The 24,798-nt window shown below is 65.4% G+C and carries 22 protein-coding genes; 8 read left to right on the top strand and 14 right to left on the bottom strand.

Annotated elements, in window-relative coordinates; translation table 11 throughout:
- Together ABDB81_RS18865 and ABDB81_RS18860 are read left to right on the top strand one after the other, a co-directional pair.
- Positions 1 to 1,260 (top strand): tripartite tricarboxylate transporter permease (locus tag ABDB81_RS18865; protein ID WP_346812902.1); only part of this gene is annotated, 1,260 nt, incomplete at its 5' end.
- A 195-nt stretch (positions 1,261 to 1,455) separates the two neighbouring features.
- Positions 1,456 to 1,755 (top strand): helix-turn-helix transcriptional regulator, encoded by a 300-nt coding sequence (locus ABDB81_RS18860; RefSeq protein WP_137924542.1) that lies wholly within the window; start codon positions 1,456 to 1,458, stop codon positions 1,753 to 1,755.
- Between the two features lie 70 nt (positions 1,756 to 1,825).
- On the opposite strand, the gene ABDB81_RS18855 is transcribed toward ABDB81_RS18860, so the two are convergent.
- The 8 genes from ABDB81_RS18855 to ABDB81_RS18820 form a co-directional block, all read right to left on the bottom strand.
- The gene (locus ABDB81_RS18855) at positions 1,826 to 2,620 is read right to left on the bottom strand and encodes a DUF4397 domain-containing protein (RefSeq protein WP_137924541.1); all 795 of its coding nucleotides are present in this window, start codon (positions 2,618 to 2,620) and stop codon (positions 1,826 to 1,828) included.
- Between the two features lie 311 nt (positions 2,621 to 2,931).
- Entirely contained in the window at positions 2,932 to 3,948 is a 1,017-nt protein-coding gene (locus ABDB81_RS18850; protein WP_346812901.1) for a PleD family two-component system response regulator, read from the bottom strand.
- A 38-nt stretch (positions 3,949 to 3,986) separates the two neighbouring features.
- The gene (locus ABDB81_RS18845) at positions 3,987 to 5,021 is read right to left on the bottom strand and encodes a chemotaxis response regulator protein-glutamate methylesterase (protein ID WP_346812900.1); all 1,035 of its coding nucleotides are present in this window, start codon (positions 5,019 to 5,021) and stop codon (positions 3,987 to 3,989) included.
- Complete coding sequence (locus ABDB81_RS18840) at positions 5,018 to 7,330, bottom strand: hybrid sensor histidine kinase/response regulator (protein ID WP_346812899.1); 2,313 nt, start codon at positions 7,328 to 7,330, stop codon at positions 5,018 to 5,020. The genes ABDB81_RS18845 and ABDB81_RS18840 overlap by 4 nt, the downstream gene beginning before the upstream one ends.
- Positions 7,327 to 8,025 (bottom strand): chemotaxis protein CheW, encoded by a 699-nt coding sequence (locus ABDB81_RS18835; RefSeq protein WP_160474113.1) that lies wholly within the window; start codon positions 8,023 to 8,025, stop codon positions 7,327 to 7,329. The genes ABDB81_RS18840 and ABDB81_RS18835 overlap by 4 nt, the downstream gene beginning before the upstream one ends.
- The gene (locus tag ABDB81_RS18830) at positions 8,018 to 9,298 is read right to left on the bottom strand and encodes a protein-glutamate O-methyltransferase CheR (RefSeq protein WP_346812898.1); all 1,281 of its coding nucleotides are present in this window, start codon (positions 9,296 to 9,298) and stop codon (positions 8,018 to 8,020) included. Before ABDB81_RS18830 ends, ABDB81_RS18835 begins: the two co-directional genes overlap by 8 nt.
- Positions 9,295 to 9,768: a chemotaxis protein CheW gene (locus tag ABDB81_RS18825; protein WP_346812897.1), complete on the bottom strand. Its 474-nt coding sequence runs from the start codon at positions 9,766 to 9,768 to the stop codon at positions 9,295 to 9,297. Before ABDB81_RS18825 ends, ABDB81_RS18830 begins: the two co-directional genes overlap by 4 nt.
- Before the next feature lie 18 nt (positions 9,769 to 9,786).
- Positions 9,787 to 11,406: a methyl-accepting chemotaxis protein gene (locus ABDB81_RS18820; protein ID WP_212745226.1), complete on the bottom strand. Its 1,620-nt coding sequence runs from the start codon at positions 11,404 to 11,406 to the stop codon at positions 9,787 to 9,789.
- Between the two features lie 289 nt (positions 11,407 to 11,695).
- On the opposite strand from ABDB81_RS18820, the gene ABDB81_RS18815 reads away from it, so the two are divergent.
- From ABDB81_RS18815 to ABDB81_RS18805, 3 genes are all read left to right on the top strand, one after another.
- Entirely contained in the window at positions 11,696 to 13,021 is a 1,326-nt protein-coding gene (locus ABDB81_RS18815; RefSeq protein ID WP_137924573.1) for a bifunctional diguanylate cyclase/phosphodiesterase, read from the top strand.
- A gap of 274 nt (positions 13,022 to 13,295) precedes the next feature.
- Positions 13,296 to 15,428, top strand: coding sequence for a DUF6600 domain-containing protein (locus ABDB81_RS18810; RefSeq protein ID WP_346812896.1), 2,133 nt, complete (start codon positions 13,296 to 13,298; stop codon positions 15,426 to 15,428).
- 3 nt (positions 15,429 to 15,431) lie between these two features.
- Complete coding sequence (locus tag ABDB81_RS18805; RefSeq protein ID WP_346812895.1) at positions 15,432 to 15,944, top strand: hypothetical protein; 513 nt, start codon at positions 15,432 to 15,434, stop codon at positions 15,942 to 15,944.
- Positions 15,945 to 16,135: 191 nt separating this feature from the next.
- Here the strand turns inward: ABDB81_RS18805 and ABDB81_RS18800 are convergent, their stop codons facing one another.
- The 5 genes from ABDB81_RS18800 to ABDB81_RS18780 all read right to left on the bottom strand — a co-directional run bounded on the left by ABDB81_RS18800 (position 16,136) and on the right by ABDB81_RS18780 (position 20,758).
- Positions 16,136 to 17,308: an ABC transporter substrate-binding protein gene (locus tag ABDB81_RS18800; protein ID WP_137924532.1), complete on the bottom strand. Its 1,173-nt coding sequence runs from the start codon at positions 17,306 to 17,308 to the stop codon at positions 16,136 to 16,138.
- A gap of 95 nt (positions 17,309 to 17,403) precedes the next feature.
- Positions 17,404 to 18,111 (bottom strand): ABC transporter ATP-binding protein, encoded by a 708-nt coding sequence (locus ABDB81_RS18795; RefSeq protein ID WP_137924531.1) that lies wholly within the window; start codon positions 18,109 to 18,111, stop codon positions 17,404 to 17,406.
- Positions 18,098 to 18,862: an ABC transporter ATP-binding protein gene (locus tag ABDB81_RS18790; RefSeq protein WP_346812894.1), complete on the bottom strand. Its 765-nt coding sequence runs from the start codon at positions 18,860 to 18,862 to the stop codon at positions 18,098 to 18,100. Before ABDB81_RS18790 ends, ABDB81_RS18795 begins: the two co-directional genes overlap by 14 nt.
- Positions 18,855 to 19,883 (bottom strand): branched-chain amino acid ABC transporter permease, encoded by a 1,029-nt coding sequence (locus ABDB81_RS18785; protein WP_137924529.1) that lies wholly within the window; start codon positions 19,881 to 19,883, stop codon positions 18,855 to 18,857. Before ABDB81_RS18785 ends, ABDB81_RS18790 begins: the two co-directional genes overlap by 8 nt.
- 11 nt (positions 19,884 to 19,894) lie before the next feature.
- On the bottom strand, positions 19,895 to 20,758 hold the full coding sequence (locus ABDB81_RS18780; RefSeq protein ID WP_137924528.1) for a branched-chain amino acid ABC transporter permease: 864 nt from the start codon (positions 20,756 to 20,758) through the stop codon (positions 19,895 to 19,897).
- Positions 20,759 to 21,088: 330 nt separating this feature from the next.
- Here ABDB81_RS18780 and ABDB81_RS18775 point away from each other — a divergent pair, with 330 nt between their 5' ends.
- From ABDB81_RS18775 to ABDB81_RS18765, 3 genes are read left to right on the top strand one after another with little or no spacing between them, the layout of a single operon-like run.
- Positions 21,089 to 21,928 (top strand): IclR family transcriptional regulator, encoded by an 840-nt coding sequence (locus ABDB81_RS18775; RefSeq protein WP_137924527.1) that lies wholly within the window; start codon positions 21,089 to 21,091, stop codon positions 21,926 to 21,928.
- 36 nt (positions 21,929 to 21,964) lie between these two features.
- The gene (locus ABDB81_RS18770) at positions 21,965 to 22,777 is read left to right on the top strand and encodes an SDR family oxidoreductase (protein ID WP_346812904.1); all 813 of its coding nucleotides are present in this window, start codon (positions 21,965 to 21,967) and stop codon (positions 22,775 to 22,777) included.
- Positions 22,778 to 22,827: 50 nt separating this feature from the next.
- Positions 22,828 to 23,826: a tripartite tricarboxylate transporter substrate binding protein gene (locus tag ABDB81_RS18765; protein WP_137924526.1), complete on the top strand. Its 999-nt coding sequence runs from the start codon at positions 22,828 to 22,830 to the stop codon at positions 23,824 to 23,826.
- Positions 23,827 to 23,926: 100 nt separating this feature from the next.
- Here the strand turns inward: ABDB81_RS18765 and ABDB81_RS18760 are convergent, their stop codons facing one another.
- Positions 23,927 to 24,688, bottom strand: coding sequence for a winged helix-turn-helix domain-containing protein (locus tag ABDB81_RS18760; RefSeq protein ID WP_137924525.1), 762 nt, complete (start codon positions 24,686 to 24,688; stop codon positions 23,927 to 23,929).
- Positions 24,689 to 24,798: the final 110 nt, after the last annotated feature.

Here is a 24,798-nt window from a genome sequence, read left to right as displayed (position 1 = left end):
GTGAACCTGCCGGGCGAATCGTCGTCGGTGGTGACCACGATCGACGGCTATCAGATGGCGCGGCGCGGTCGTGCCGGTGTGGCGCTGGCCACTGCCGGTCTGGGCTCGTTCTTCGCTGGCTGCGTGGCCACGCTGATCCTGGCTGCATTCGCTACGCCGCTGTCGGAACTCGCGTTCAAGTTCGGCCCTGCCGAATACTTCTCGCTGATGATTCTCGGCCTGATCGGTGCGGTGGTGCTGGCTTCGGGTTCGCTGCCGAAGGCGGTGTCGATGATCGTGCTGGGCCTGCTGATGGGCCTGATCGGCACCGACGTGAACTCGGGCGCTGCGCGCTTCTCGTTCGACGTACCTGAACTGACCGACGGCATCGACTTCGTGGCACTGGCCATGGGTATGTTCGGCTTCGCGGAAATCATCGCGAACCTGGAGCAGAAGGAAGCCCGCGAGACGTTCACGAACAAGGTGACGAACCTGTTCCCGACCAAGGAAGACTTTCGCCGCATGATCCCGGCCGTGCTGCGTGGCACGGTGCTGGGTTCGGCGCTGGGCATTCTCCCGGGCGGCGGTGCGGCACTGGCGTCGTTTGCAGCGTACTCGCTGGAAAAGAAGACGTCGAAGTACGCTCACGAGTTTGGCAAGGGCGCCATCGAAGGCGTGGCAGGTCCGGAATCGGCGAACAACGCTGCGGCACAGACCTCGTTCATTCCGCTGCTGACGCTTGGCATTCCGCCCAACGCCGTGATGGCGCTGATGGTGGGCGCGATGACCATCCACAACATCCAGCCGGGTCCGCAGGTCATGACCAGCAACCCGTCGCTGTTCTGGGGCCTGATCGCCTCGATGTGGATCGGTAACCTGATGCTGATCATCCTGAACCTGCCGATGATCGGTATCTGGGTGAAGCTGCTGACCGTGCCGTATCGCTTCCTGTATCCGGCCATCCTGACGTTCTGCTGCATCGGCGTGTACTCCGTGAACAACCAGACGTTCGACGTGTTCATGGCAGCCGCCTTCGGCGTGATCGGCTATCTGTTCCTGAAGTTGAAGTGCGAGCCGGCGCCGCTGCTGCTCGGCTTTGTGCTGGGACCGATGATGGAAGAGAACTTCCGCCGCACGCTGCTGCTGTCGCGTGGCGAGTTCTCGGTGTTCTTCACCCGTCCGCTGTCGCTGGGCCTGCTGATTGCAGCCGCTGCGCTGGTGGCCGTGGTGGCCCTGCCGTCGATCAAGGCCAAGCGCGAAGAAGCGTTCCAGGAAGAATAACGCTCCGTGGCGTTCCTGAACTGCGCCGGCGGCATGCGTGCATGCCGGTGACTCTGTAGCAAGCTTTCGGGGTGCCCTAGCGCACCCCGTTTTTTTGGCTCGAACACCTTTTGAAGGATGCCCGACTGCGGCAGCAGTCATGGGCTGCGCAAGATGATACTGACTCCCGCACCATTGGCTGCGTCGACTGCGCCCATGAGAACACCATCGCTAGAAAAGATCGTTTCCCGGCTCCACATCCTCAAGATCGTGCAGACGCGTCCCAGCACCGTCTTCAACTTGATGGAACGCCTGCGCGAGCGCGGCATCGACAAGAACATTCGCGCGTTGCGCCCGATCCTGCGCAGCCTGATGATGGCGCGCGCGATCACCGCCGAACTGGTGGAAGGCAACGGCCGCGTCTATACGATCACGGACCAGGGCCGGGCGGAACTCGATGCGTACCTCACGCATCTGGCGGTGCTGAAGGACGATGTGCAGGCAAGCGCGGAGTAACGCTCCACGCGCAAGAAAAAAGGCCCGGATGCCGCAATGGCATCCGGGCTGCAGACTGCAGGCTACGTGATTACTGCGCAGCGGTTTGCGTCGTCACCAGTTCCTGAGCCGTCGTGTTGCTGGTGCTGCTCTGTGCCACCAGGACCTTGATGCGGTTCGGCACCACGGCGCCGATGCCGTCCACCGGGATCGTCGTGATCAGCCAGTCGTCGTTCTTGTTGATCGTCAGTGCGCCCGAGTCGAAGATCACCGTCTTCGTGCCAGCGGTGGTGATACGCAGCCGGTAGGTGCCGCCATCCACGTACTGCGAGTCCTGGGCCGAAGCCGGCACGGCATTCTTGTATGCCACGCCACCCATGTTCGGCGAAACCGAGTTGAGATCGACGGCCGGTTGGGTCAGGTAGACGTCGATGTTCTGCGCATTGACCGATGCATTGAAGGCGCGCACACGTGCCGACGTATCGAGCAGGCCCTTCCCATACGGATCGTCGATCTGCACGAGTTCAGGCGCGGTCAGGCCGGGCACTGCCACGATGGTGTACTTGTGGCCGGTGCGGGCGTCCACCGTGGTTTGTCCGAGCTGCGTGGAAGTGCCAGTGAGGTTCAGAGCGAAGAGGTTGTTGCCCGTCTCGACATTGTTGTAGCCGGAGACGGTCTTGTACGGGATGTTCTGCATCGACGTCAGTGCGCCGTTCTGCAGCACGTCGACATTGGGACCAGCCGTGACGGCATGGATCACGCGCACCGACGGCTTGCTCACGCCGATACGGTCGTCGATGCCGTCGTCGCCGCCACCGCACGCTGCCAGAACAGCCGTGGTTGCCAGTGCCAGGCCCAGAATAATTTTTCGCTTCATTTGTGTCATGGGTTTCACCTCTTGCCGTAGGGGATCAGGGGAGCGTGCGTTGGTTGCGCTTGCCTGATGCAACGATAGGCATCGCCGGATCACGCAGACAGACGCAGCGCGCCGATATCCCTGTCGGAGAAGTCCCACAAAATGGTTGCAAACCTGACACACGCGCGTACGTCCTCAGCATGTAGCGGATACAAGAAGCAGTTACTGAAAACGCAGGCGTGGCTTGGGATCTGGCGCCAGGGCGGGCTTGCGAGGCGGTTTGTGTCATGCACGGTACGCGCCTCGCAGCGTTTGCGCGTTGCGCGCAAACGTGGAAAAAACTACACCATCACCACCTGGTTGCGGCCATTGCGCTTGGCCTGGTAGAGGCCGGCGTCGGCCGCTTCGACGAGGCGATTGAAGTTCGCATCGCCATCGGGCACGATCACTGCGCCCCCGATGCTGACCGTGAGGAAGCTGCTGGTGGGTGAACCCGAGTGCGAGATCTGCAGCGTTTCAATCGCACGGCGCACCTTCTCCGCAAGCAGACGCGCACCACCGGGCGAGGTCGCCGGCAGGATCATCGAGAACTCCTCGCCGCCGAAGCGGGCCGGCAAATCGGCGGGACGCGCGCAGTTCTCGCGAATCACCGTGGCCACGCGGCGCAGTACCTCGTCGCCGGCAACGTGGCCGTAGGTGTCGTTGTACGCCTTGAAAGCATCGACATCGATCATCAACAGCGCAAGCTGCGTTTGTTCGCGCTGGGCGCGGCGCCACTCGGCACCCAGGTATTCGTCGAAATAGCGGCGGTTGGACAGGCCAGTCAGGCCATCGGAGTTCGTCAGGCGCTGCAGTTCGAGGTTCGTCTCCAGCAACTGCTGCTGGCTCTGCCGCAGTGCGCGATAGGCTTCGTCGCGTTGCAGCAGGTTCAGGTACGAGCGCGAGTGGTAGCGGATGCGCGCCACCAGCTCGATGGTGTCCGGCAGCTTGACCAGATAGTCGTTGGCACCGGCCGCGAATGCTGCGCTCTTCATCGTCGGCTCTTCCTTGGTGGACAGCACGATGATGGGGATGTCGCGCGTGCCCGGGTTCTCGCGGTAGCGGCGCACCAGCGTGAGTCCATCCGTGCCTGGCATGACGAGGTCCTGGAGGATCACGGTGGGCTGCGTGCGTTCGGCAACGGCCACGGCTTCGTCGGGTTGTGCGCAATAGTGGAAATCGATATCGGTCTCGTCCGCCAGCGCACGACGGATGGCCTCGCCAATGATGGCCTGGTCATCGACCAGCAGCACCATGGCCATGTACTCGGTCTTTGCATTGGCTGCGCCGTCGGCGCCATGGTTGAGTCTGGAAGTCATGTCGATTCCTTGTTCGCGTCTTTCTAGTCGTTCTTGCATTACCGGTCGCCGGTGTGGCCGGCTGTTGCGCTGCTGCATGCGCGGACCAGCCGCGGCGCAATGCGCGGCAGCGGCAGGATCTCGCTGGCGGCGCCGAGCATGGCTGCCGCCTTCGGCATGCCATACACGGCGCTCGTGGCCTGGTCCTGCGCGATGGTGAGGAAGCCGCGCTCGCGCATTGCCTTGAGTCCCTGCGCGCCGTCGCGGCCCATGCCGGTCAACAGCACGCCTATCGCATCGCCGCGCCAGTGTTCCACCACGCTTTCGAAGAACACGTCGATGGATGGGCGATACAGGTAGTCGCCGGGCTCCGCCGTATAGGCCATGCGGGCACCGGCCACCAGCCGCAGGTGATCGTTGGTGCCGGCCAGCAGCACGGTGCCGGCCTGCGGCGCTTCGCCCGCGCGCGCGATGCGTACCGGCAGCGGACATTGCGCATCGAGCCACTCGGCCATGCCTTGCGCAAAGGCTTCGTCCACGTGCTGCACGGCCACCACCGCCGCACCGAAGTTGGCGGGCAGGGCGCCCAGCAGTGCGGCCAGCGCGGCCGGACCACCGGCCGATGCGCCGATCGATACGAGCCGGAGCGCAGCGGGTGCCGATGTGGCCACGGCGAGCGGTTGCGTCGCGCGTATGCGACCACCGATAAGCCGGCCGATATTGCGGATCTTGCGCAACAGCGGACCCGCTGCAAGTCGCGCATCGGATTCGGTCAGCGTTGGTGTGTCCACCGCATCGATGGCGCCGTGGCCCATCGCATCGAATACCTGGTTGGCGTTGCGGCCCAGGTCCATGGTGACCACAACGATCGCGCACGGGGTGGCGGCCATGATGCGTCGCGTGGCTTCCACGCCATCCATGACCGGCATCAGCAGGTCCATCAGGATCAGGTCCGGCGTCTGCGCCGCCGCCATCTGCACGCCCTGTTCGCCATTGGGGGCGACCCAGGCCACTTCAAGGTCGGAGTCGAGCGCCAGCGCCCGGCGCAATGCCGCAACCGCCAGTGCCGAATCATTGACGATGCCGATTTTCATGGACGTGCCTCGCCGATCAGGTCCCGCACGGCGTCCAGCAGTGCGGTGTCGTGGAAACTGCCCTTGGCCAGATAGTAGTCCGCTCCGGCCTGCATGCCGCGTTCGCGGTCCTGCTCGCGGTCCTTGTACGAAACGATCATCACGGGCAGGTGGGATAGTCGCGTATCGCCACGGATGCGGCTCACCAGTTCGATACCATCCATGCGCGGCATATCCACATCGGTGATGACGAGGTCGAAGACTTCAGCGCGCAGCACGTTCCAGCCATCCATGCCATCCACGGCCACGGCAACATCGTAGCCACGGCTGGCCAGCAGCTTGCGTTCGAGTTCGCGCACCGTCAGCGAATCGTCGATCACCAGCACGCGCTTGCGTGCCACGGCCGCTGCATCCGCGCCGCGCTGGCGCACGCGTTCGATGCGGCCTTCGGACACCAGCTTCTCCACCGAGCGCAGCATGTCCTCGACATCGAAGATCAGTACGGGCGTGCCGTCATCGGTCAGGCTGCCTGCGGCGATGTCCTTGATCTTGCCTAGAGTCTGCGCCAGCGGCTGCACCACCAGCATCCGCTCGCCCAGCATGCGATCGACGGCCACGCCATAGACACGGTCTTGTTCGCCGATGATCACCACGGGCACGGCCTCGCCATCCTGCCGCTTCTCGGGACGCTGCAGCAGTTGCGCGGCGCTGACCAGGCCCACGGGTCGCCCGTCATGCCGGAAGTGCTGATGCTGCTCGGTCTGTTCGATATCGTCGCGCTGCACGGCTACGGCGCGCAGCACGTGGCCCAGCGGGAAGGCATAGGCTTCACCAGCCACTTCCACCAGCAGCGCGCGCACCACGGAGAGCGTGAGCGGCAATTCGAGGATGAAGTGCAGCCCGGTGCCGGTTTGCTGCGAGAGCTTGAGACTGCCGCGCACGCCGCGCACCATGTCCTGCACGGCATCGAGCCCGACGCCACGTCCCGAGACTTCGGATACCTGCTCGCGCAGGCTGAAGCCGGGCAGCAGCAGGAATTCCAGCAACTCGGGCTGCGAGAGACGCGCTGCGGTTTCCGCCTGCGCCAGGCCGCGTCGGATGATCGTGGCGCGCAAGGCTTCGAGGTCCACGCCGGCGCCATCGTCGGCAATTTCGATGATGAGGCGGCCTGCGCTGTGGCGTGCGGAAAGCGTGATGCGGCCCTCGGTGGGCTTGCCTGCATCCCTCCGCGCTTCCGGCGATTCGATGCCGTGGTCCACGGCATTGCGCAGCAGATGGGCCAGCGGCGCATCGAGTTGTTCGAGAATGTCGCGGTCCACTTGCGTCTGTTCCCCGGACAGCACCAGATGCACGCTCTTGCCTAGCGCACGGCCCAGGTCGCGCACCATCCGCGAGTAGCCGGTGATGCCGTCCGACAGCGGACGCATGCGGCACGAGAGCGCAGTGTCATAGAGCTGGCGCGTCAGTCGGCTCGCGCGGTGATCGTACTGATCCAGTTCCTCCACGCGCTGCGACAATTGCTCCTGCCCGTCTTCGAGAAGCTGGCGCAGGTCCGCCAGCGCCGCACGCATGTGCGGTACCGAGCTTTCGGGGGAGTCGAGCAGCGTCTGGGCGCGATCCACGGCCTGCAACGCGCGCATCTGCTGACGGCGCATCTGCTGCATGCCGCCGCCGAATGGGCGCAGCCAGTGCGACTCCACCATGGCCTCGCCCGCCATGGCCAGCAAACGGTCCAGACGCTCGGCGCTGACGCGCAGCATGCGTTCCTGGGTATCGGCAAGCGGACTGGCTGGCAGCGGCGTAACGGGGGCGTCGGGTGGCTCGGTTGCTTCAGCTAGTGACGAAGGCGAACTCGATGTACCGTCGGCTTCCTCGATCGAAACCGTGGGCGGCGCCACGACCGGCGCCGGCGCGCTACCGGTGCCATCGAGCAGTGCGTTCGCATGGGCGATCCACGCATCGATCTCGGCGCGGCCATCGAGTTCGGGCCAGTTGAGGTTGCCGCCGGGCGGGTGGCCGATGCGCTGCAGCAGGTCGGTGCCGGACAGCAGGGCATCGATATGTGCGGGCGTCAGCACGATGCCGCCGCGCTGCGCCGCCACCAGGCAATCCTCCATCACATGGGCCACGCGCACGCCGCCGTCGAGACCGACGATGCGCGCCGCGCCCTTGAGCGAGTGGGCCGCGCGCATGCAGGCTTCGAGATGTGTGGCGGCGGTGGGATCGCGTTCCAGTGCGAGCAGGCCCGCGTTGAGCACTTCGGCCTGCGCCTCCGCCTCCATGGCGAACAGGTCGAGCATCGAAGCATCGCGCAACTGTTCGGGATTCATGTCAGGCTCCGCGACAGCGCGTGGCGCAGCAGTTCGGCATCGAGCAGTCCCACGCTGTGCGGACCGTGCGTGAAGATCGCCTGCGTGTAGCGCGCCGACGCGCGTGCCAGTGTGGAAGGCAGCGGCAGCAACGCGCTGCGTGGCACGTTTTCCACCCCGGCCACTTCGGCCACGGGCAACGCAATGGCATTACGGCCTTGTCCGAGAATCAGGAAGCGCGCAGCCGGCGGGTTGCCGTCCGCCTGCGGCGCGTCACCGAAGAGCAACGCCAGCGATATGCAGGTCAGCAGCGTGCCGCGCACTGCGGCCACACCCAGCAGCGCGGCATGCCGCCGATGCGGCAGCGAATGCACGGGGGCCGGCGCGGTGACCTCGCCCAGTGCGGCGGCAGGCAAGGCCAGCCATTCGTCGCCGATGCGGAAGATCAGCAGCGACTGCCCGTCGCGGCGGTCTGCCAGGGGCGCATGTTCCGTGGGCGGCTCCGCGATATCGCCGGCGTTGCCCAGCGCCAGGGAATCGAGCACGGTGACTGCGGCGCGCGCGTACACCGGGCAATTGCGGCAACGGAAATGCTCGGCCAGCAGCGGACAGGAACGGTCGCCGCCGGTGCCGATACGGCGCCAGCAGTCGTCGATGGTGCCGCTCAGGGCGGATACGGTTTGCGATGTGTGAGGTTGCACGATGGAATCAGCCATGGCTCAGGCGGGCATGACGTTGGGCACGCTGACGCAGGCGATGCGCACCGGCGGTATCGCCTTCCGTGTCGAGCAGGGCGGCCAGATGATAGAGCGCTTCCTCATGTCCGGGGTCGAGATAGACGGCCTTGCGATAGGCGGCATGTGCATCGGCGGCGCGGCCCGCTGCATCGTGCAGCACGCCGAGCAGGCACCAGCCGTTGGCCGACGCGCCATGGCCGTCGAGGTAGTGGTGGCAGGCCACAGTGGCGGCGTCGAGTTCGCCGCGGTCCGCCTGGGCTGAAATGGCTTGCAGGGCCGCAGCATCGTCGGCCATGGCGACCGGGGCAGGGCGTGCCTCGGGCCGGGCGACGACGCGCGGCGCTGACAGGGCCGGAGCGGAGCGGCGAGGCGAGGGGAAGGCGGGCGAGGCAGGCGCGAAGCCCGGCATCGGGCCGGACATCGCAGGTGCCGCGTCGGGCTGCGCTGGCGCGGCATGGAACGCAAACGCCAGCGGGATGCCCGCGCTGCGCATGCCCTCGCGCGTCAGCAGGCTGGCCTCGGCGGGGCCGACGAAGATCATGCCGTCGGGCCGCACCAGCCGGCGCAGTGTCTGCACGGCGTGGCACTGCGTGGCCGGATCGAAATAGATCAGCAGGTTGCGGCAGAACACCATAGGGTAGGGCGCCTCGCCGGCCAGCAGCGCAGGGTCCATGAGGTTGCCGGAGAGCAGGCGCACCTGCGCGCGAACTTTCTCGGCAAGCTGGTATCCGCCGGGGGCTGGCGTGAAGTGGCGCTCCCGGAAATCGAGCGGCTGGCCCCGGAACGCGTTGCTGCCATACAGTCCGGCGCGTGCGCGCGACAGGGCGCGGGCGGAGACGTCCACCGCATCCACGCGGAAGCGGTCGGGCGGCAGGCCGGCATCGAGCAGGGCCATGGCAATCGAATAAGGTTCTTCGCCGGTGGAGCAGGGCACGCTTAGCACGCGCAGCAGCCGCTCGCCCTCGCCCAGCACGCGGTGCGCCGCCAGCCGGCCCAGCGCCAGCAGCGCCTCGCGATGACGGAAGAACCAGGTTTCCGGTACGACCACGGCTTCGATCAGGGCCTGCAGTTCATCGCGCGTGGCGTGCAGCGTGTTCCAGTAGGTGGCGGCATCGTGGGCGCCGACGGCCAGCCTGCGTTCCTCGACGGCGCGTGCGATCACGGTCGGGCCGATGGCGGTAGCGTCGAGTCCGATCCGCTCCTTGAGCAGCGCTTCGATGGGCGAGAGGTTCGGCAGGGTGGGGTCCGTCATGTGGGCGCGACGCTCGGGAACAGCAGCGCATGCACGTCATCGGGCAGCAGCGCCGCCACGCGCACCCACTGGATCAGCCCTCGCGCATCATGGCGTACCGGTCCCAGGTAGCGTGCGCCGCCCGGATCGATGCCGCTGTCGACGAAGGAGTCCGGATCGCAGCGCAGGGTGTCAGTGGCGTATTCCAGCCGCAGGCCGAGCAGTTGTGCCTCGGCATCCATGCCTTCGGGATGGCGGTAATGCACCAGCACGGTGCGTGTGCTGGTCCGTGCCGTAGCCGGTTGGCCGGTGGCGAGCGCGGTCAGGTCGATGACCGGCACGGGGCGGCCATGGCGCACCATGATGCCGCTGACCCATGCGGGCGCACCGGGTATCTGCTTGGTGGCGCCGAGCGGCAGCACTTCCGCTACCTCGACGCTATCCAGCGCGTAGTAGTCGGAACCGATACGGAAGAGCAGGAAAAGCGCCATGGGGGCTGCCGGCGGGCATCAGACCTTGAACCGAGACACGCCGCTGCGCAACTCGTTTGAAACCAGCGTCAGTTCGTCGATGGCCTGGCTCGACTGTCGCAGCGATTCCACAGTCTGCTGTGCGGCTTCGGAAAGCTGCATCAGCGCCTGGTTGATCTGCTCGGCGCCGCCTGCCTGGGCCTGCATGCCCTCGTTGACCATCTGCACGCGCGGCGCCAGCGTCTGCACCTGGCCGATGATCTGCGAGAGCTGGTCTCCTACCTGGGTGACTTCGGACATGCCGCGCCGCACTTCCTCCGAGAACTTGTCCATGCCCATCACGCCGGCGGCCACGGCCGACTGGATCTCGCGCACGATCTGCTCGATATCGTAGGTGGCCACGGCGGTCTGGTCCGCCAGCCGGCGGATCTCGGTGGCCACCACGGAGAAGCCACGGCCATACTCGCCGGCCTTCTCGGCCTCGATGGCCGCGTTGAGCGAGAGCAGGTTGGTCTGATCCGCCACGCGGGCGATGGTGGTGACCACGGTATTGATATTGCCGGCCTTCTCGTTGAGGGTGGCCAGGCGAGTGTTGACCGATCCGGCCGCCTCCATCACGTGATGCATGGTCGTTTCCATGCGCGACAGGCCAACCTGGCCCGTGCCGGCCAGCCCGGCCGTCTGCTCGGCGGCGTGCGACACCTCGCTCATGGTGCGGACCAGATCGCGCGCGGTGGCCGAGATCTCGCGCGAGGTGGCGCCAATCTGTGTGGTGGTGGCTGCCGTTTCGGTGGCCGTGGCCTGCTGCTGGCGTGCCGTGGCGGCAATCTCGTTGACCGAGGTAGTCACCTGGATGGCCGAGCGTTGCGCCTGACCGACCAGCGAAGTCAGCTCGCCGGCCATCTGGTTGAAGCCTTCCTCGACGGCCTGGAACTCGTCGCGGCGATTCAGCGCCATGCGCTGGCGCAGGTCGCCACCGCGCATGGTGGTCAGCAGCGCCACGATCGACCGCATCGGCTCGTTGATCGCCCGCAGCAGCAGGTAGCCGCAGATCACGGCGGCCAGCAGCGCAATCGCCAGGGCTACCTCGATGCCGATCTTGGCCGCGTTGACCGCGTGGTCGATGCCGGCCGCGGCGCGGTCGTTGACTGCGTTGTTATCGTTGACCAGTTCCTGCAGAATCTTGCGCCCGTCCAGCCAGATATCGTGGACGTTGCCGCGCAGCGCGGCCTCGGCGGTGGCCGTGTCCTTCCAGCGCGTGGGGTCCAGGTACGCCTGCGCCGCCTGGTCATATTTGGCGCGAAGTGCCTTGAACGCGGCGAAACGCACGCGATCTTCCTCGCGCGCGATGGATGCCTCGTAGCGGGCTTCCAGGTCGTTGAAGCGGCGCGTGGCGTCCTGGTTCTGCGCCAGCACCCCGGCGCGATGGTTGGTGTCGGCATCGGTGACGGCCTGCCAGGCCAGCACGTAGAACTCGCCCCAGATGCCGCGCATGCCCGTGCTGTAGGCCAGCCCCGGCAGGGCGTCGGTGCGCATGACCGTGGCTTCGTGCTCGATGGCCGAGAGCCGGTTGTAGGCCACGACGCCCATGAGCGCCATGACCAGCAGGATGAAGGTGAAGCTTGCCAGGATGCGCGTGCGGAGGGTCCAGTGGTTCACGGTCGACGGTATCTCTTGTTGGGCGGCCGGCCATGTCCGGCAGGTTTGCGCTACCGGGCCGGCCGCCGTCGCACCTTGGGCGGGGGTATCCCGCGATCGGGTGGTGGGCGTTTGCGGCGTAGGGTACTGTAACGTCCGGAGCATTTCAACGGCGCCGGATCGCCGGCCACCCGGCCCGTTGCACCGGTGCGCGGCGGCAATTTGAATCGCTTGCTTTTTTCGGGGTTTTCGTCACACTTGCCAAATAGCTTGAGCGGGAAACATGTTCATCACAACAGATAGGGCAGGGATGGTGGCCAAGTCGGAGACGCAGGCGACTGGTGCCTTGCCGCCGGCGGATCTGGATCCGCTGACCGGCGTGGTTGCTCGCCAGGCATTCTTGAATCGGATCGAGACACGTCTGCAAGGCGAGACGAAGCCCCGTTTCGCCCTGTTGCTGGTGGGCATCGACGATTTCCGCGCCTTCAACGACATGCACGGCCACCAGGAAGGCGATGCCATCCTGCAACACGTGGCCCGCCGCCTGCGCGATGCCTCGCCGCGCGACGCCGTGGTTGGCCGCGTCGGCGGCGACGAATTCGGCGTGCTGCTCACCTCGATTTCCGATCCGACGCTGGTGCGCCACGTCAGCGCCGCCATCTTGTCGATGCTGTCAGCGCCCTTCGAGCGCGACGGCAACCGCCACCATGTCCTGGCCAGCCTGGGCGCCTGCGTGATGCCGGCCGGCGGCGAAACCACATCGGATGTCATGGCAGCGGCCAGCCTGGCCCTGGCACGTGCCAAGCACGACGGCGGCCGGACCATCCGCTTCTTCAAGCCGCAGATGCGCACGGACGTGACCACGCGGCTCTCGCTGGTGCAGGCCCTGCGCGAGGCATATGCCCAACGCCAGTTTGAATTGCTGTATCAGCCACAAGTGGACCTGCGCGATGGCCGCGTGGTGGGCGCCGAGGCGCTGATGCGCTGGCGCCATCCCACCCTGGGCCTGCTGACGCCGGCGGCGTTCATCGACGCGCTGGCGGCCAGCAGCGTGGCTGCCGACGTGGGCATGTGGTTGCTGCATACGGCCTGCGCACAGGCGCGGGCCTGGTCGCTGACCTTTCCCGATGCACCGCGCGTGGCCATCAACCTGTTTGCCGCGCAACTGGCCGAAAGCCGGTTGCTGACCGAGGTACGGCACGTGCTCCGCGCACTGGAACTGCCGGCGGACCGGCTGGAGATCGAGATTACCGAGACCATCGCGCTGCAGCAGGGCGACGAGGTATCGGACCAGCTCCAGGCACTGCGCCGCGATGGCGTGACGCTGACCTGCGACGACTTCGGCACCGGCTACGCGTCGCTGAGTTTCCTGAAGACGTTCCCGGTGGACCGGCTCAAGATCGACCAGTCCTTCATCCGCAATGTCACCCACGACAATGTCGATGCCGCCATCACGCGGTCTGTGATCAACGTGGGCCAGAGCCTGAAGATCGGTGTGGTGGCCGAGGGCGTGGAGACGCCCGAGCAGCGCGATTTCCTGCTGGCCAACGGCTGCATCGAGGCTCAGGGTTATCTCTATGGCCGGCCCATGCCGGCCGATCGCCTGACGGACTTCCTGCGCAACCAGCCCCGCTGAGGTGGTGTCATGAGGTGGTGCGCTGAGGGACAGCAAGTCCCGCATGCGCCGCCTGGGCCTTCCGGCCCCATCGGCCAGTTTCGGCATTCGCCCCGCGTAATTTCCCCCTGATCTGCAAGACTTGTATCCGCCTTTGTCCCGCAAGCCCGGGCAAGGCGGGCGGGAAATATGTGCTTACAAGTTGCGGTACAGCTATCGGGTGTGGGTGACGTTATCCGATATAGGGTGCCTCCATGTAGTGCGGCGCCATGCCGTTCCGTACCAGGTAACCACCATGTCATCCCGTCATCGTTTCGCGCTTGCTCCGTTCGCTCTGGTTGCGATCCTCGCCCAGGGCCAGGCCCACGCCCAGGACTACAACCCGGGCGTGCCGCCCGGCTACATGCAGCAGGACCCGTCCGATGCCAACGTGCTGGGCGACCCTTCGGCCATGGCAGCCGATCCACCCTCGCGCATCGCCACGGTCACCGACATGGCTGGCGGACTCAGCTTTGCGCCCGCGGGCGCCGACGAGTGGGCCGCGCTGGGGCCGAACCGGCCGATCACCACCGGCGACCGCCTCTGGGTAGACCCGGGTGGCCGGGCCGAACTGCACGCCGGCACCACGGCGGTACGGCTGGGTGGCGGCACGGCAGTGGCGATCCTCAACCTGGACGACCGCACCACGCAGGTCAAGCTGACGCAAGGCACGCTGCAACTGCGCGTGCGGGCGCTGCCGCAGGACCAGCAGGTGGAAATCGACACCCCCAACCTGGCATTCGTGCCGCGCGAGCCGGGCGACTATCGCATCGACGTCTCGCCCGATGGCACCACCACGCTCGTGACCATGCGCCATGGCAGCGCGGTGCTGTATGGCGATACCCGCTCGCTCGAACTGGAACGTGGCCAGCGCATGCGCTTTGCGGGCACCGATCTGGCCGATGCGGGCGCGGGCAGCTATCCGGCGCCCGACAGTTTCGACCAGTGGACGGCCATGCGCGATGCGCGCGAGGATGCATCGGTCTCGGCGCGCTATGTGCCGCCCGGCATGACGGGCTACACGGCGCTCGATGACTATGGCGACTGGCAGCAGGACGCGGGCTACGGCGCGGTGTGGTTCCCCCGCGCGATGCCGGCAGGGTGGGCCCCCTACAGCGTCGGGCGCTGGGCCTGGGTGGCGCCGTGGGGTTGGACGTGGATCGATGATGCGCCGTGGGGCTTTGCGCCCGCGCACTATGGCCGTTGGGCGCACTTCGGCAATCGCTGGGGTTGGGTGCCCGGGCCGCGCGGCGGACAGCCTTGCTACGCGCCGGCGGTGGTCGGGTTTATCGGCGGCGCCGGCACCACGATCCGTATCGGCACCGGCCCGGGCGTGGCGTGGTATCCGCTGGGGCCGCGCGATGCCTATCGTCCGGTCTATCGCGCGAGTCCGGGCTACGTCAACCGCATCAACTATCACGCGGTGAACAACGGGTGGATACGTGGCGGTGATCGCGATCGTGATCGCGGGCGCTGGGCCAATCGCGAGGTGCCGGGGGCGATCTCCGGCATGCCGTCGCGCAATTTCGTGGAAGGGCGGCCGGTGCCGCGCGGCAGCTATCGCGATGAGTGGCGCCACTTGCCGGCGGGCGAGGGAAGGGGCGCGCCGCCGATGGCGCCGGTCAAGACCAGCCTGATCGGTGGCGCGCGGCCGCACGGATTGCCGCCGATGGCGCGTGACGGTTTCGAGCGTCAGGCGATTGCCGCGCATCCACCGGGCCGCATTGGCCCTGACGAACTGGCGCGCCGCTTTGCGCGGGAAGGTGGCACGGCGGGCGCGGGTCCGGCGTGGCGCGGGCCGGTGCCCGATGGCAGGCGGCAGGATGCGGGGTCGCAGCGGCGCGGCCCGCAGCCGGTGCAGGGATGGCAGCCCGATGTCAGGATGAGCCAGGCCGCGCCGGATCGACGCTTCTCCGGCCAGCGGCCCGACGACGGCCAACGCCAGCAGCAGGCCATGCAGCGGCAGCAGTTCGAACAGCAGCGTCAGTTGCAGGATCAACAGCGCCAGGCGGCGGATTTCCGGCAGCAACAGCAACAGGCGATGCAGCGTCAGCGCGACGACCAGCAACGCGAGTTGCAGAACCAGCAGCGGCAGGGCTACGAGCAGCAGCGCCGGATGCAGTTCGATCAGCAGCGGATGGAGCAGGAGCAGCGCCGCCAACTGGACGACCAGCGCCGGGATGCGATGAACCGCCAGCAGTTCGATCAACAGCGGCAGCAACAGGAGCGCCAGCAGCAGGACATGCAGCGGCAGGCGCAGCAGCGGCAGCAGCAGTTCGATCAACAGCGGCAGCAACAGGAGCGCCAGCAGCAGGACATGCAGCGGCAGGCGCAACAGCCGCAGCAGCAGTTCGATCAACAGCGGCAGCAACAGGAGCGCCAGCAGTAGGACATGCAGCGGCAGGCGCAACAGCCGCAGCAGCAGTTCGATCAACAGCGGCAGCAACAGGAGCGCCAGCAGCAGGACATGCAGCGGCAGGCGCAACAGCGGCAGCAGCAGTTCGATCAACAGCGCCAGCAGCAGGAGCGCCAGCAGCAGGATATGCAGCGGCAGCAGCAGCAACAGCAACGCCAGCAACTGGAGCAGGCGCGGCAGTTCCAGGAGCAGCAGCGCCAGCAGTTCGAGCAGCAGCGGCAGCATGCGCTTCAGCGTCAGCAGATGGAACAGCAGCAACGCCAGGCGCAAGAGCAGCAGCGGCGCTTCCAGGAGCAGCAGCAACAGCAACAACACCAGCAACAACAGCAGCAGCGGCAGGCGCAGGAGCAACAGCGGCAGTTCCAGGAACAGCAGCGCCAGCAGCAGGACCGGCAACGCCAGTTCCAGCAGCAGCAACAGCAACAACAGCAGCGCGCCCAGCATGAGCGCGGGCGAGACCAGCAGGCTCGCAACAACGACGGCCGCTGATATCCGCAGGCATCGGATCGGCAGGCACAAAAGGCAAAGGGCGTCCGGTATCAGTACCGGACGCCCTTCGTTTCTCTCCACTACGATTTTTTCACTGCTGATGTTGCGATTGCTACTGCACTGGCTAACCCGCCAGCAGGGTACATCTCCCCCTCCGCCTCTCTGTTCTTCAGCCGTGCATCACTGGCAAATCACTTCGCCAGTTCAGACAGGCGCACCGGCTCGATCTTGCCCTTCTGCACCCAGCCCACCACGGTGTCGGCCACCGAACCGCCCTTGGCGTCGATACCCTCCACTTCGTTCGGATTCACTTCCTTCGGCAGCGCCTTCATCGCGTCGGGCATCTTGGCGCGGATGGCAGCCGAATCGGTCGTGGTGCCAGCGAGCTTCATTGCATTGGCCAGCGCCCATGTCATCGTGTAGTTCAGCGACATCTCCGTGGTGGCATCGCGGCCATCGTGCAGCTTCTTGTAGCGCGCGTTGTAGGCCTGTGCCATCGGACGGGCGTCGTTGACCAGCGGCATCACGCCGATCGAGCCTTCGAGCAACGCCAGGCCATTGGTCACGCGCGACATCTCGTCCATCTTGGCCTGGTCCATGATGATGAAGCCGCCCTTGAAGCCGAGTTCACGTGCCTGCTTGACCACCAGTGCGGTCGGCTCCGACGGGCCGCCCACGAACATCACATCGGGTTTGTCGGCGATGGCGCGCGACACGCCGGTATAGAAGTCGGTAGCCTTGGTGTACGACATCGGATTGTTGCCCACCACCTTGCCGCCCGCACCTTCCCACGCCGGCACGAATGCCTGGACCCAGGCCTTGGCGTAGTCGTGGTCGGCCGGCACCAGCGCCACGTTCTTGCCATAGCGCTTCATCTGCGCCTTGACGAACGGCTCGATGTAGCCCGTGTAGGCCGGCGGGATACGGATCGTGAGCTTGTTGCCGGCGTCGGTGATGCGCGGCACGCTCGAATAGGCCATGACCAGGAATTTCTCCTGCTCGTTGAACGCCTGCAGCGCGAAGATGCCGCCCGAGTGCGGCACGAACACCGCTGGCGTCTTGTGCTGCTGCACCAGACGGCGCGCATTGATGGCGGCCTCCGCCGGCGCGTACTTGTCATCGAGCGCCACGACTTCGAGCTTCACCTTCTTGCCGTTCACCTGCAGCCCACCAGCGTTGATCTCGTCAACGGCCATCTGAATACCCGACAGCACATTCTTGCCATACAACGCGGCGCCGCCCGACAGCGGGCCGGTGTAGCCGATCTTGACCACTTCCTGCGCCAGCGCGGGCGAGGATGCGATGAATGCTGCCGCGGCGCACGCGGCCAATGCGAAGAAACGACCCAGTGGTTTGGTTTGCATGTGCTGTCTCCTGTCGATGTTTTGTATTTTGCTGATGGCTTTCTCCCCTCTCCCGCACGCGGGAGAGGGGAGTCACACAAGCGGAGGGAAAACAACTACCCCCCGATATACGCCTTCCTCACGCCCTCATCCTTCAACAGTGCATCGCGATCACCTTCCATCACGATGCGGCCGTTTTCGATCACGTATGCGCGGTGCGCGATGCCGAGTGCAGCGTAGGCGTTCTGTTCGGCCAGCAGTACCGTGGTGCCCGCGCGGTTGATGCGCTGGATCACCTCGAACATCTGCTTGACCACCAGCGGTGCCAGACCCAGCGACGGTTCGTCGAGCAGCAGTGCGCGCGGGCGGCCCATCAGCGCGCGGCCCAGTGCCACCATCTGCTGCTGCCCACCGGAGAGCGAGCCGGCCGGGTCGTCCTTCTTCTGCTGCAGGATCGGGAACATCTCGTAGACCTCTTCGAGCGTGCTCCGGATGGCAGCCTTGTCGCGGCGGTGCACGTAGGCGCCCAGCGTCAGGTTCTTCTCCACGGTCATGGCCGGAAACAGCTTGCGGCCTTCGGGGCAGTGCACGAGTCCCGCCTGCACGATCTGGGACGGTTTCATGCCGCTCAGTTCGCGTCCGTCAAAGCGCATGCTGCCGCCACTGGTGCGATGGATGCCGCTCATCGCGAGGAAGATCGAACTCTTGCCCGCACCGTTGGCGCCGAGCAGCACCACCAGTTCGCCGGCCTTGGCATGCAGCGAAATATTGTCGAGGGCGCGGAAGCTGCCATACGACAGCGAGACGCGTTCAAGCTGCAACATGGTCGGCTCCCAGATAGGCTTCGATGACGCGCGGGTCCTGCTGCACTTGCGCGGGCGTGCCTTCGGCAATCTTCTCGCCGTAGTTGAGCACCATGATCTTGTCGGCCAGCCGCATGATCATGTCCATCTTGTGTTCGATCAGGCAGACGGTCTTGCCATGGCGGACCATCTTGCGAATCAGTTCGGCCAGGCCCACGGTTTCCTCGGGGTTCACGCCGCCAGCGGGTTCGTCGAGCAACAGCAGTTCGGGATCGGTGGCCAGCGCCAGCGCAAAGGCCACGCGCTTGCGCGCCTCCTGCGTGATATCGGCGGCTACCTCATGGGCGAGATGCGACAGCCCCACGAAGTCGAGCGCTTCCTCGGCCTTTTCGCGGCACAGCTTTTCTTCCTCGCGCAGACGTCGCGTGTTGAACAGCACATCGGCCAGGTTCGACGTGGTGCGCAGGCGGTGACCGACGATCAGGTTGTCGAGCACCGTGGCGCGATCGAACAGCGCCGTGGCCTGGAACGTACGTGCCACGCCGAGCCGGGCGATCTGGTCGGCGCGCAGGCCGGCCACGTCCTGGCCCTTGAACAGGATCTGGCCCGATGTCGGCGCATGCGTGCCCGCAATCAGGTTGAAGAACGTGGTCTTGCCGGCACCGTTGGGGCCGATGATCGCGTTGATATGGCCAGCCTCGAACGTGATGGAGACATCGTTGACGGCAGTGAGGCCGCCGAACTTCCGGGTCAGGTTGCGGACTTCAAGCATTCTCGGCTCCCGGACGGGTGGTGGCGACGGGCGCGGGCTGCGCGGGTCGCGAAGCCGCCATCTGGCCACGGCGTTGCGCGGCGGCGCGGCGCGCCTGGCGTTTGAGGAAGGTGCCCACGATACCGTCGGGCACGAAGATGATCAGCAGGATCAGCACCGGGCCGAACACCAGCATGCGGTAGTCCTGCAGGAACTGCAGCGTCTGCGTGACCCACGGTACGAGCACCGCGCCAAGCAGGGGGCCGAGCAGCGTGCCGGTGCCGCCCACCAGCATCGACATCACCATGTCGAACGTGTAGTCGGTACGCGCGATATCGGGCCCGAGAAATCGCACTTGCCCTGCGTAGAGCGCACCGGCCAGGCCGGCATAGCCCACCGACAGCACGAACGACAGTACCTTGGTGCGCATCAGGTTGATGCCGAGCGCTTCGGCCAGCGCATCGCTGTTGCGCACGGCCAGGAAGCTGCGGCCCAGCAGGGAACTGACGATGCGATGCATGACGAACGTGCCGACGGCCAGGAAGAACAGCACGAGGTAGTACTGGCTCTGCACGTTATCGAATACGAGCGGACCCACTGCGGCCGGCACCGGAATGCCGATCAGGCCCACGGCGCCGTGCGTCAGGCTTTCCCATTTCTCGATGAGGAGATAGATGATGTAGCCCACGCAGAGCGTGAAGATCGAGAAGTAGTGTCCCTTGAGCCGCAACGAGACCACGCCCACCACGTAGCCCAGCACCATGCAGATCATGGGCGCGAGCACGAAGGCCAGCCAGAAGGGCATCTGGTGATCGACCGTCAGGATGCCAAGCGTATAGGCGCCAATGGCCATGAAGCCGCCGTGCGCGAGGTTGAGCTGGCCGGTATAGCCGGTCAGAAGATTGAGTCCGAGCGTAGCGATGGCAGTGATGAACGCCAGCGTCATCACCGACAGGAAGTAACTGTTCGGCACGAGTAGCGGAAACGCGATGGCAGCGGCCAGCAGCAGGATCCAGCCAGCCTTTCCCTGAATGGCTTTCATGTGTGTTCTCCTCAGGCGGCCTTGCTGGCGAACAGGCCCTGCGGACGCACCGACAGGATGATCACAAGCAGCAGGAAGGCGATGATGTCCTTGTAGTCGGTCGAGATATAGAACCCGCCAAAACTCTCGGCCATGCCGATGATCAGTCCGCCCACGATGGCGCCGGGAATGCTGCCCATGCCGCCGAGGATGATGATCACGAACGCCTTGGTAATGACCAGGTTGCCCATGCTCGGGTAGACCAGGTTGATCGGTGCGTAGAGCGTGGCGGCGATCGCGGCCAGTGCGCCCGAGATGGCGAAGACAAGCAGCGTGACGCGCGTGGCGTCGATGCCGACGAGCGCGGCACCTTCACGGTTCTGTGCCATGGCAACGATCGTCGAGCCGGTGACCGTGCGTGTGAGGAAGAGATGCAGCAGCACCATCAGCCCGAACGCGGCCACGATGATCAGCAGACGCTGCAACGGCGCGGTCAGGCCGAACAGTTCCACCATCTGGCCGTACGGCGTGGGCATGCGGTGGAAGTCCGCGCCCCACAGCGCCTGCGCACCCGCTTCGAGGAACAGCAGGATGCCGATGGCGGCAATCATGTCGTGCACCTCGGGCGCATTGCGCAGCGGATGAAAGACCAGCCGGTCGGCCAGCATCGACAGCACGGCCACCACCACTGCGGCGGCCAGCATGGCCAGCCAGTAGTTGAGGCCGAGCGTGGTCATTGCGTAGTACGACACATAGGCGCCCGCCATGTAGAACGCACCGTGCGCGAAGTTGGGTACGTGCAGGATGCCGTAGACGAGGGTCAACCCCAATGCCACCAGGCTATAGACGCCGCCGAGCGTGAGGCCATTGAGGAACTGCTGGAAAAACAATGCCATGCGCTGTCTCCTTGCGTGGGGTTGCCGTGACGGCACCCGCTGCGGTCTCTGTCGCCGTGTCGTTCTCGCACGGTCGTTCGTTTTCGTTTGAGGCGACTTTGCATAGCGTTTTGGCAAGCGTCAAGCAATCGGACGTACTATTCCGATACGCGAAATAGGGCGACCGCGAAGTACCGTACATCGTCGGTGTATTCCCTGATTTCAGCGTGCAAGTGGCCTGATCGCGCGTCTGGAGGTGCGCGTCCGCGCGCATATTTACAGCGCCTATGACCCCTATGTTTTCCTTGAATAGCGGACGTGGGCGGGCATGGAAACTGATATCAATCGCTCATGAAACGGACGACCTCGATTCCACAACCCGCCAACGCCGCATTGCCGTGGGGCAATGCCGTGCCCGTGGATGGCGAGGACCGTAATTTCGTCACCGCGCTGGCGCGTGGACTCGATCTTCTGCGCGCCTTCGGCCCCGATGATGACTATCTTGGGAATGCCGAGTTGTCGCGGCGTACGGGTATTCCCCGTCCCACGGTGTCGCGGCTCACCTACACGCTGGCCACGCTCGGTTATCTGGTTTACGTGGAGAGCCAGGAGAAGTACCGGATAGGTCAAGGTGCCATGGTGCCCGGCCAGCGATACTTGTCCGGCGCCGGCATTCGGCAGGTGGCGCAGCCGTTGATGCAGTCGCTGGCGTTTGCCACCGGATGCACGGTGGCGTTGGCCGTACCGGACCGGCACGACATGCTCTACCTGGAGGTGTGCCAGCCGCGCGGCGCGCTGGTGATGCGGTTGACGCCCGGTTCGCGTCTGCCGATGGCCACGTCGGCAATGGGCCGCGCATGGCTCGCTGGCTTGCCTGCGGTGCGGCGCGCGGCGGTGCTCGCGGAACTGGAGCGGCAGCATGGCTCGCGTTGGCCCGGCGTGCGTACCAAGGTGGAGCGTGCGCTGCGCGAGCATGCGCGCCGAGGTTTCTGCGTGGCGCATGCGGAATGGGATCGCTCGGTCAGCGGCGCCGCAGCGCCAGTGTGCCTGCCCGACGGCTCGGAAGTGCTGGCCGTCAACGTGGGCGGCGCCTCGACGCGGCTGTCGCCGGAAATTCTGGAAGGCAATCTCGGGCCGCGTATCCGCGAGCTGGCGGCCACGCTGGCCTCGCGGCTATGGCAGCCAGCGTAGCCGAACACTCAACTTGAACATGAACAGGAGACGATGATGGAAGTTCGCAACAAGACAGTGATCGTGACCGGGGGCGGTACCGGCATTGGCCGCGCACTGGTGCTGGCGTTTGCACGCGCGGGTGCACGCGGCGTGGCCGTGGCCGACCTGGACGAAGCGGGCGCTGCCCGCGTGGCCGCCGAAGCTGCCGAGGCCGCGCCCGAGTGCCAGGTCTTTGCGCAACGGGTGGATGTGGCCGATGCGGAAGCCGTGCAGGGGCTGGTCGATGTGGCGACCCGGCGCTTCGGCCAGGTGGACATCTTCTGCTCGAATGCCGGCATCATCCTGCGCAAGGGGCTGGAGGCGACGGCGGACGACTGGCAGCGTATCTGGGAAATCAATGTGATGGCGCATATCCATGCGGCCAAGGCGGTGCTGCCGCAGATGCTGGAGCGCGGCGACGGCTACTTCATCAACACGGTGTCTGCGGCGGGGCTGCTTTCGCAGATCGGCTCGGCCCCGTACGCGGTAACCAAGCATGCGGCAATCGGCTTTGCCGAGTGGTTGTCGATCACCTACGGCGAGCAGGGCATCAAGGTGAGCTGCATCTGCCCGCAAGGGGTGCAGACCAAGATGCTGTTCGGCGAAGAAGGCGAGCGCAAGGGGTTCCTGCAGGCCGGATCGGTGACGGCCGAGCACGTTGCCGAGAAGACGCTGGAAGGCGTGGCCAGCGAGAGCTTCCTGATCCTGCCGCATCCCGAGGTACTCGAATACTATCGCCGCAAGGGTCAGGATTATGATCGCTGGCTGCGCGGCATGCGCCGTCTGCAGGATCAGGTCACCAAGGAGTTCGGCAATACCGTCGTGTAGCACGTAGTACCGGTTTCACCCATCCATAAGAAAGATTCAGGAGACAGACCATGCGTGATCGAATGTTCCGGCGCCGGCAGGTGCTGGGGATGCTGGCCGCTGCGGCAGCCACTACGGCTGCATCGACGTGGGCCCCTGCCGTGCTGGCCAGCGATGCCTATCCGAACAAGCCCATGCGCATCGTGGTGGGCTTTCCGAGCGGCGGGGCGCCGGACATCCTCGCGCGCATCGTCTCCGAGAAGACCGGCCTCGGCCAGCCCATCGTGGTGGACAACAAGCCCGGCGCTGGCGGCAACATTGGCGCCGAGGCTGTGGCCAAGGCCCCGCCCGATGGCTATACGCTGGCGCTCGGCACGGTGGGCACGCACTCGATCAACGGCGCGCTCTACAGCAAGATGCCGTACGACATGGTGAAGGACTTCGTGCCGGTCATCCTGCTGGCATCCACCCCGAACGTGCTGGTGGTGCATCCTTCGGTGCCGGCGAAAAACGTGCAGGAACTGATTGCGCTGGCCAAGTCGAAACCGGGTCAACTGACGTTTGGTACGCCAGGCGTCGGCACCTCGCTGCATGTGGCGGGCGAACTGTTCAATACGATGGCCGGGACCAAGATCACGCACGTGCCATACAAGGGCCGGGCGATGGCCATTCCGGACCTGCTGGGCGGACACATCACGATGATGTTCGACAACCTGCCGTCGGCACTGCCGGTGGTGAAGGAGGGCAAGCTGCGCGCGTTGGGTGTGACAAGCGCGCAGCGCTCGGCATCGGCGCCGGATATTCCGACGATTGCCGAGCAGGGCTTGCCTGGCTATGACGCCACGTCGTGGTTCGCGGTATTTGCGCCAGCCAATACGCCCAAGGATGTCGTGGCAAAGCTCAATACGGAACTCAACCGCATTTTCACGCTGCCCGATGTCCAGGCCAAGCTCAAGACCATCGGGCTTGACCCCGTGCTGGGTACGCCCGAGAAACTGGCTGAGTATCAACGCAGCGAGATCGCCAAATGGGCCAAGGTGGTGAAGGACTCGGGCGCCAAGGCTGAGTAGTGGCGTCACGATGAAGCGGATTTTCGCCGGACCGCTGAGCGGCATGGCGGAAATCTGCTGGAATGCGGACGGAATAGCGCGAAGGCAGTCGCGCTACCGCTCAGAACGTACGCGCCGCCGAGCCAGTCTGGGAACGAAAGCGGTAGCCGATCTTGGGTACTGCGGACACACAGGTATCCAGCCCCAATGGATGGAGCGCCCGTCGGAGCCTGGAGACGAGTTGCGTCAGGCAGTTCTCGTCGACCATCGCCTCGGGGCCCCAGACCGAGGCAATAATCTGCGTCCTGGACATGACCGCCTCGCCATGATCCTTGAGCACGATCAGCAGCCGCAACTCGAAGCGCGTCAACTTGGCGACAATGCCGTTGAACGACACGATGCCCTGCATCTCGTCGATATGCATGGTGTCGTCGTTATCTGCGAACGCAGCAAGAGATGGCGATGAGGAAATCGGCATGCCAAGCCGCGCCAGCACGTGCGCCAGGCCGCGCGCCTGTTCCAGACCCGATTCCGGCTCGGCAATCAGATCGGGAGGCGGCGGCGACACCGTGGTGGTGTACGCCACCGGAAGAAACCGGTAGCCCTGACGCGGCACGGTCACGATGTGGGCATCCAGGCTGACGGGACTCAGCGCCTTGCGCAAGCGGTACACCAGTTGCACGAGATAAAGTTCGTCAACCAGTGCTGCGCGTTTCCCCCATACTCCTTTCAAGAGATAATCCCGCGATTTAACGGGTGCTTTTCCTTCCACCAGCAGCCGTAGCAGTTTTTTCTGCTGTCCCGTTATCTTGGCTTCCACACCTCCACGTAATACGCGGTCCGTTTCCCAATCAAAAAAAACCGAGTCGCCATTCCGGATCATTTCGTCTCACCCCATGTCGTCATCGATGGACGACAAGCGTATCGATACGCAGAAATAGCTCCCATGGAAGATATTTCCGTCCGTATCTGACCCGCTCGGGTGACAGCTTA

Origin of the sequence: Cupriavidus sp. DL-D2, from assembly GCF_039710735.1 — a bacterium.
Classification (GTDB): domain Bacteria; phylum Pseudomonadota; class Gammaproteobacteria; order Burkholderiales; family Burkholderiaceae; genus Cupriavidus.
Note: the sequence above shows the minus strand (reverse complement) of the source record. Positions and strands in the feature narration are given on the sequence as shown.

Bases quoted from the DNA above. Each gene is read 5' to 3' on its own strand.
- ABDB81_RS18860 (WP_137924542.1), top strand. From the start codon at position 1,456: ATGAGAACACCATCGCTAGAAAAGATCGTTTCCCGGCTCCACATCCTC.
- ABDB81_RS18855 (WP_137924541.1), bottom strand. From the start codon at position 2,620: ATGACACAAATGAAGCGAAAAATTATTCTGGGCCTGGCACTGGCAACC.
- ABDB81_RS18850 (WP_346812901.1), bottom strand. From the start codon at position 3,948: ATGACTTCCAGACTCAACCATGGCGCCGACGGCGCAGCCAATGCAAAG.
- ABDB81_RS18845 (WP_346812900.1), bottom strand. From the start codon at position 5,021: ATGAAAATCGGCATCGTCAATGATTCGGCACTGGCGGTTGCGGCATTG.
- ABDB81_RS18840 (WP_346812899.1), bottom strand. From the start codon at position 7,330: ATGAATCCCGAACAGTTGCGCGATGCTTCGATGCTCGACCTGTTCGCC.
- ABDB81_RS18835 (WP_160474113.1), bottom strand. From the start codon at position 8,025: ATGGCTGATTCCATCGTGCAACCTCACACATCGCAAACCGTATCCGCC.
- ABDB81_RS18830 (WP_346812898.1), bottom strand. From the start codon at position 9,298: ATGACGGACCCCACCCTGCCGAACCTCTCGCCCATCGAAGCGCTGCTC.
- ABDB81_RS18825 (WP_346812897.1), bottom strand. From the start codon at position 9,768: ATGGCGCTTTTCCTGCTCTTCCGTATCGGTTCCGACTACTACGCGCTG.
- ABDB81_RS18815 (WP_137924573.1), top strand. From the start codon at position 11,696: ATGGTGGCCAAGTCGGAGACGCAGGCGACTGGTGCCTTGCCGCCGGCG.
- ABDB81_RS18810 (WP_346812896.1), top strand. From the start codon at position 13,296: ATGTCATCCCGTCATCGTTTCGCGCTTGCTCCGTTCGCTCTGGTTGCG.
- ABDB81_RS18805 (WP_346812895.1), top strand. From the start codon at position 15,432: ATGCAGCGGCAGGCGCAACAGCCGCAGCAGCAGTTCGATCAACAGCGG.
- ABDB81_RS18800 (WP_137924532.1), bottom strand. From the start codon at position 17,308: ATGCAAACCAAACCACTGGGTCGTTTCTTCGCATTGGCCGCGTGCGCC.
- ABDB81_RS18795 (WP_137924531.1), bottom strand. From the start codon at position 18,111: ATGTTGCAGCTTGAACGCGTCTCGCTGTCGTATGGCAGCTTCCGCGCC.
- ABDB81_RS18790 (WP_346812894.1), bottom strand. From the start codon at position 18,862: ATGCTTGAAGTCCGCAACCTGACCCGGAAGTTCGGCGGCCTCACTGCC.
- ABDB81_RS18785 (WP_137924529.1), bottom strand. From the start codon at position 19,883: ATGAAAGCCATTCAGGGAAAGGCTGGCTGGATCCTGCTGCTGGCCGCT.
- ABDB81_RS18780 (WP_137924528.1), bottom strand. From the start codon at position 20,758: ATGGCATTGTTTTTCCAGCAGTTCCTCAATGGCCTCACGCTCGGCGGC.
- ABDB81_RS18775 (WP_137924527.1), top strand. From the start codon at position 21,089: ATGAAACGGACGACCTCGATTCCACAACCCGCCAACGCCGCATTGCCG.
- ABDB81_RS18770 (WP_346812904.1), top strand. From the start codon at position 21,965: ATGGAAGTTCGCAACAAGACAGTGATCGTGACCGGGGGCGGTACCGGC.
- ABDB81_RS18765 (WP_137924526.1), top strand. From the start codon at position 22,828: ATGCGTGATCGAATGTTCCGGCGCCGGCAGGTGCTGGGGATGCTGGCC.
- ABDB81_RS18760 (WP_137924525.1), bottom strand. From the start codon at position 24,688: ATGATCCGGAATGGCGACTCGGTTTTTTTTGATTGGGAAACGGACCGC.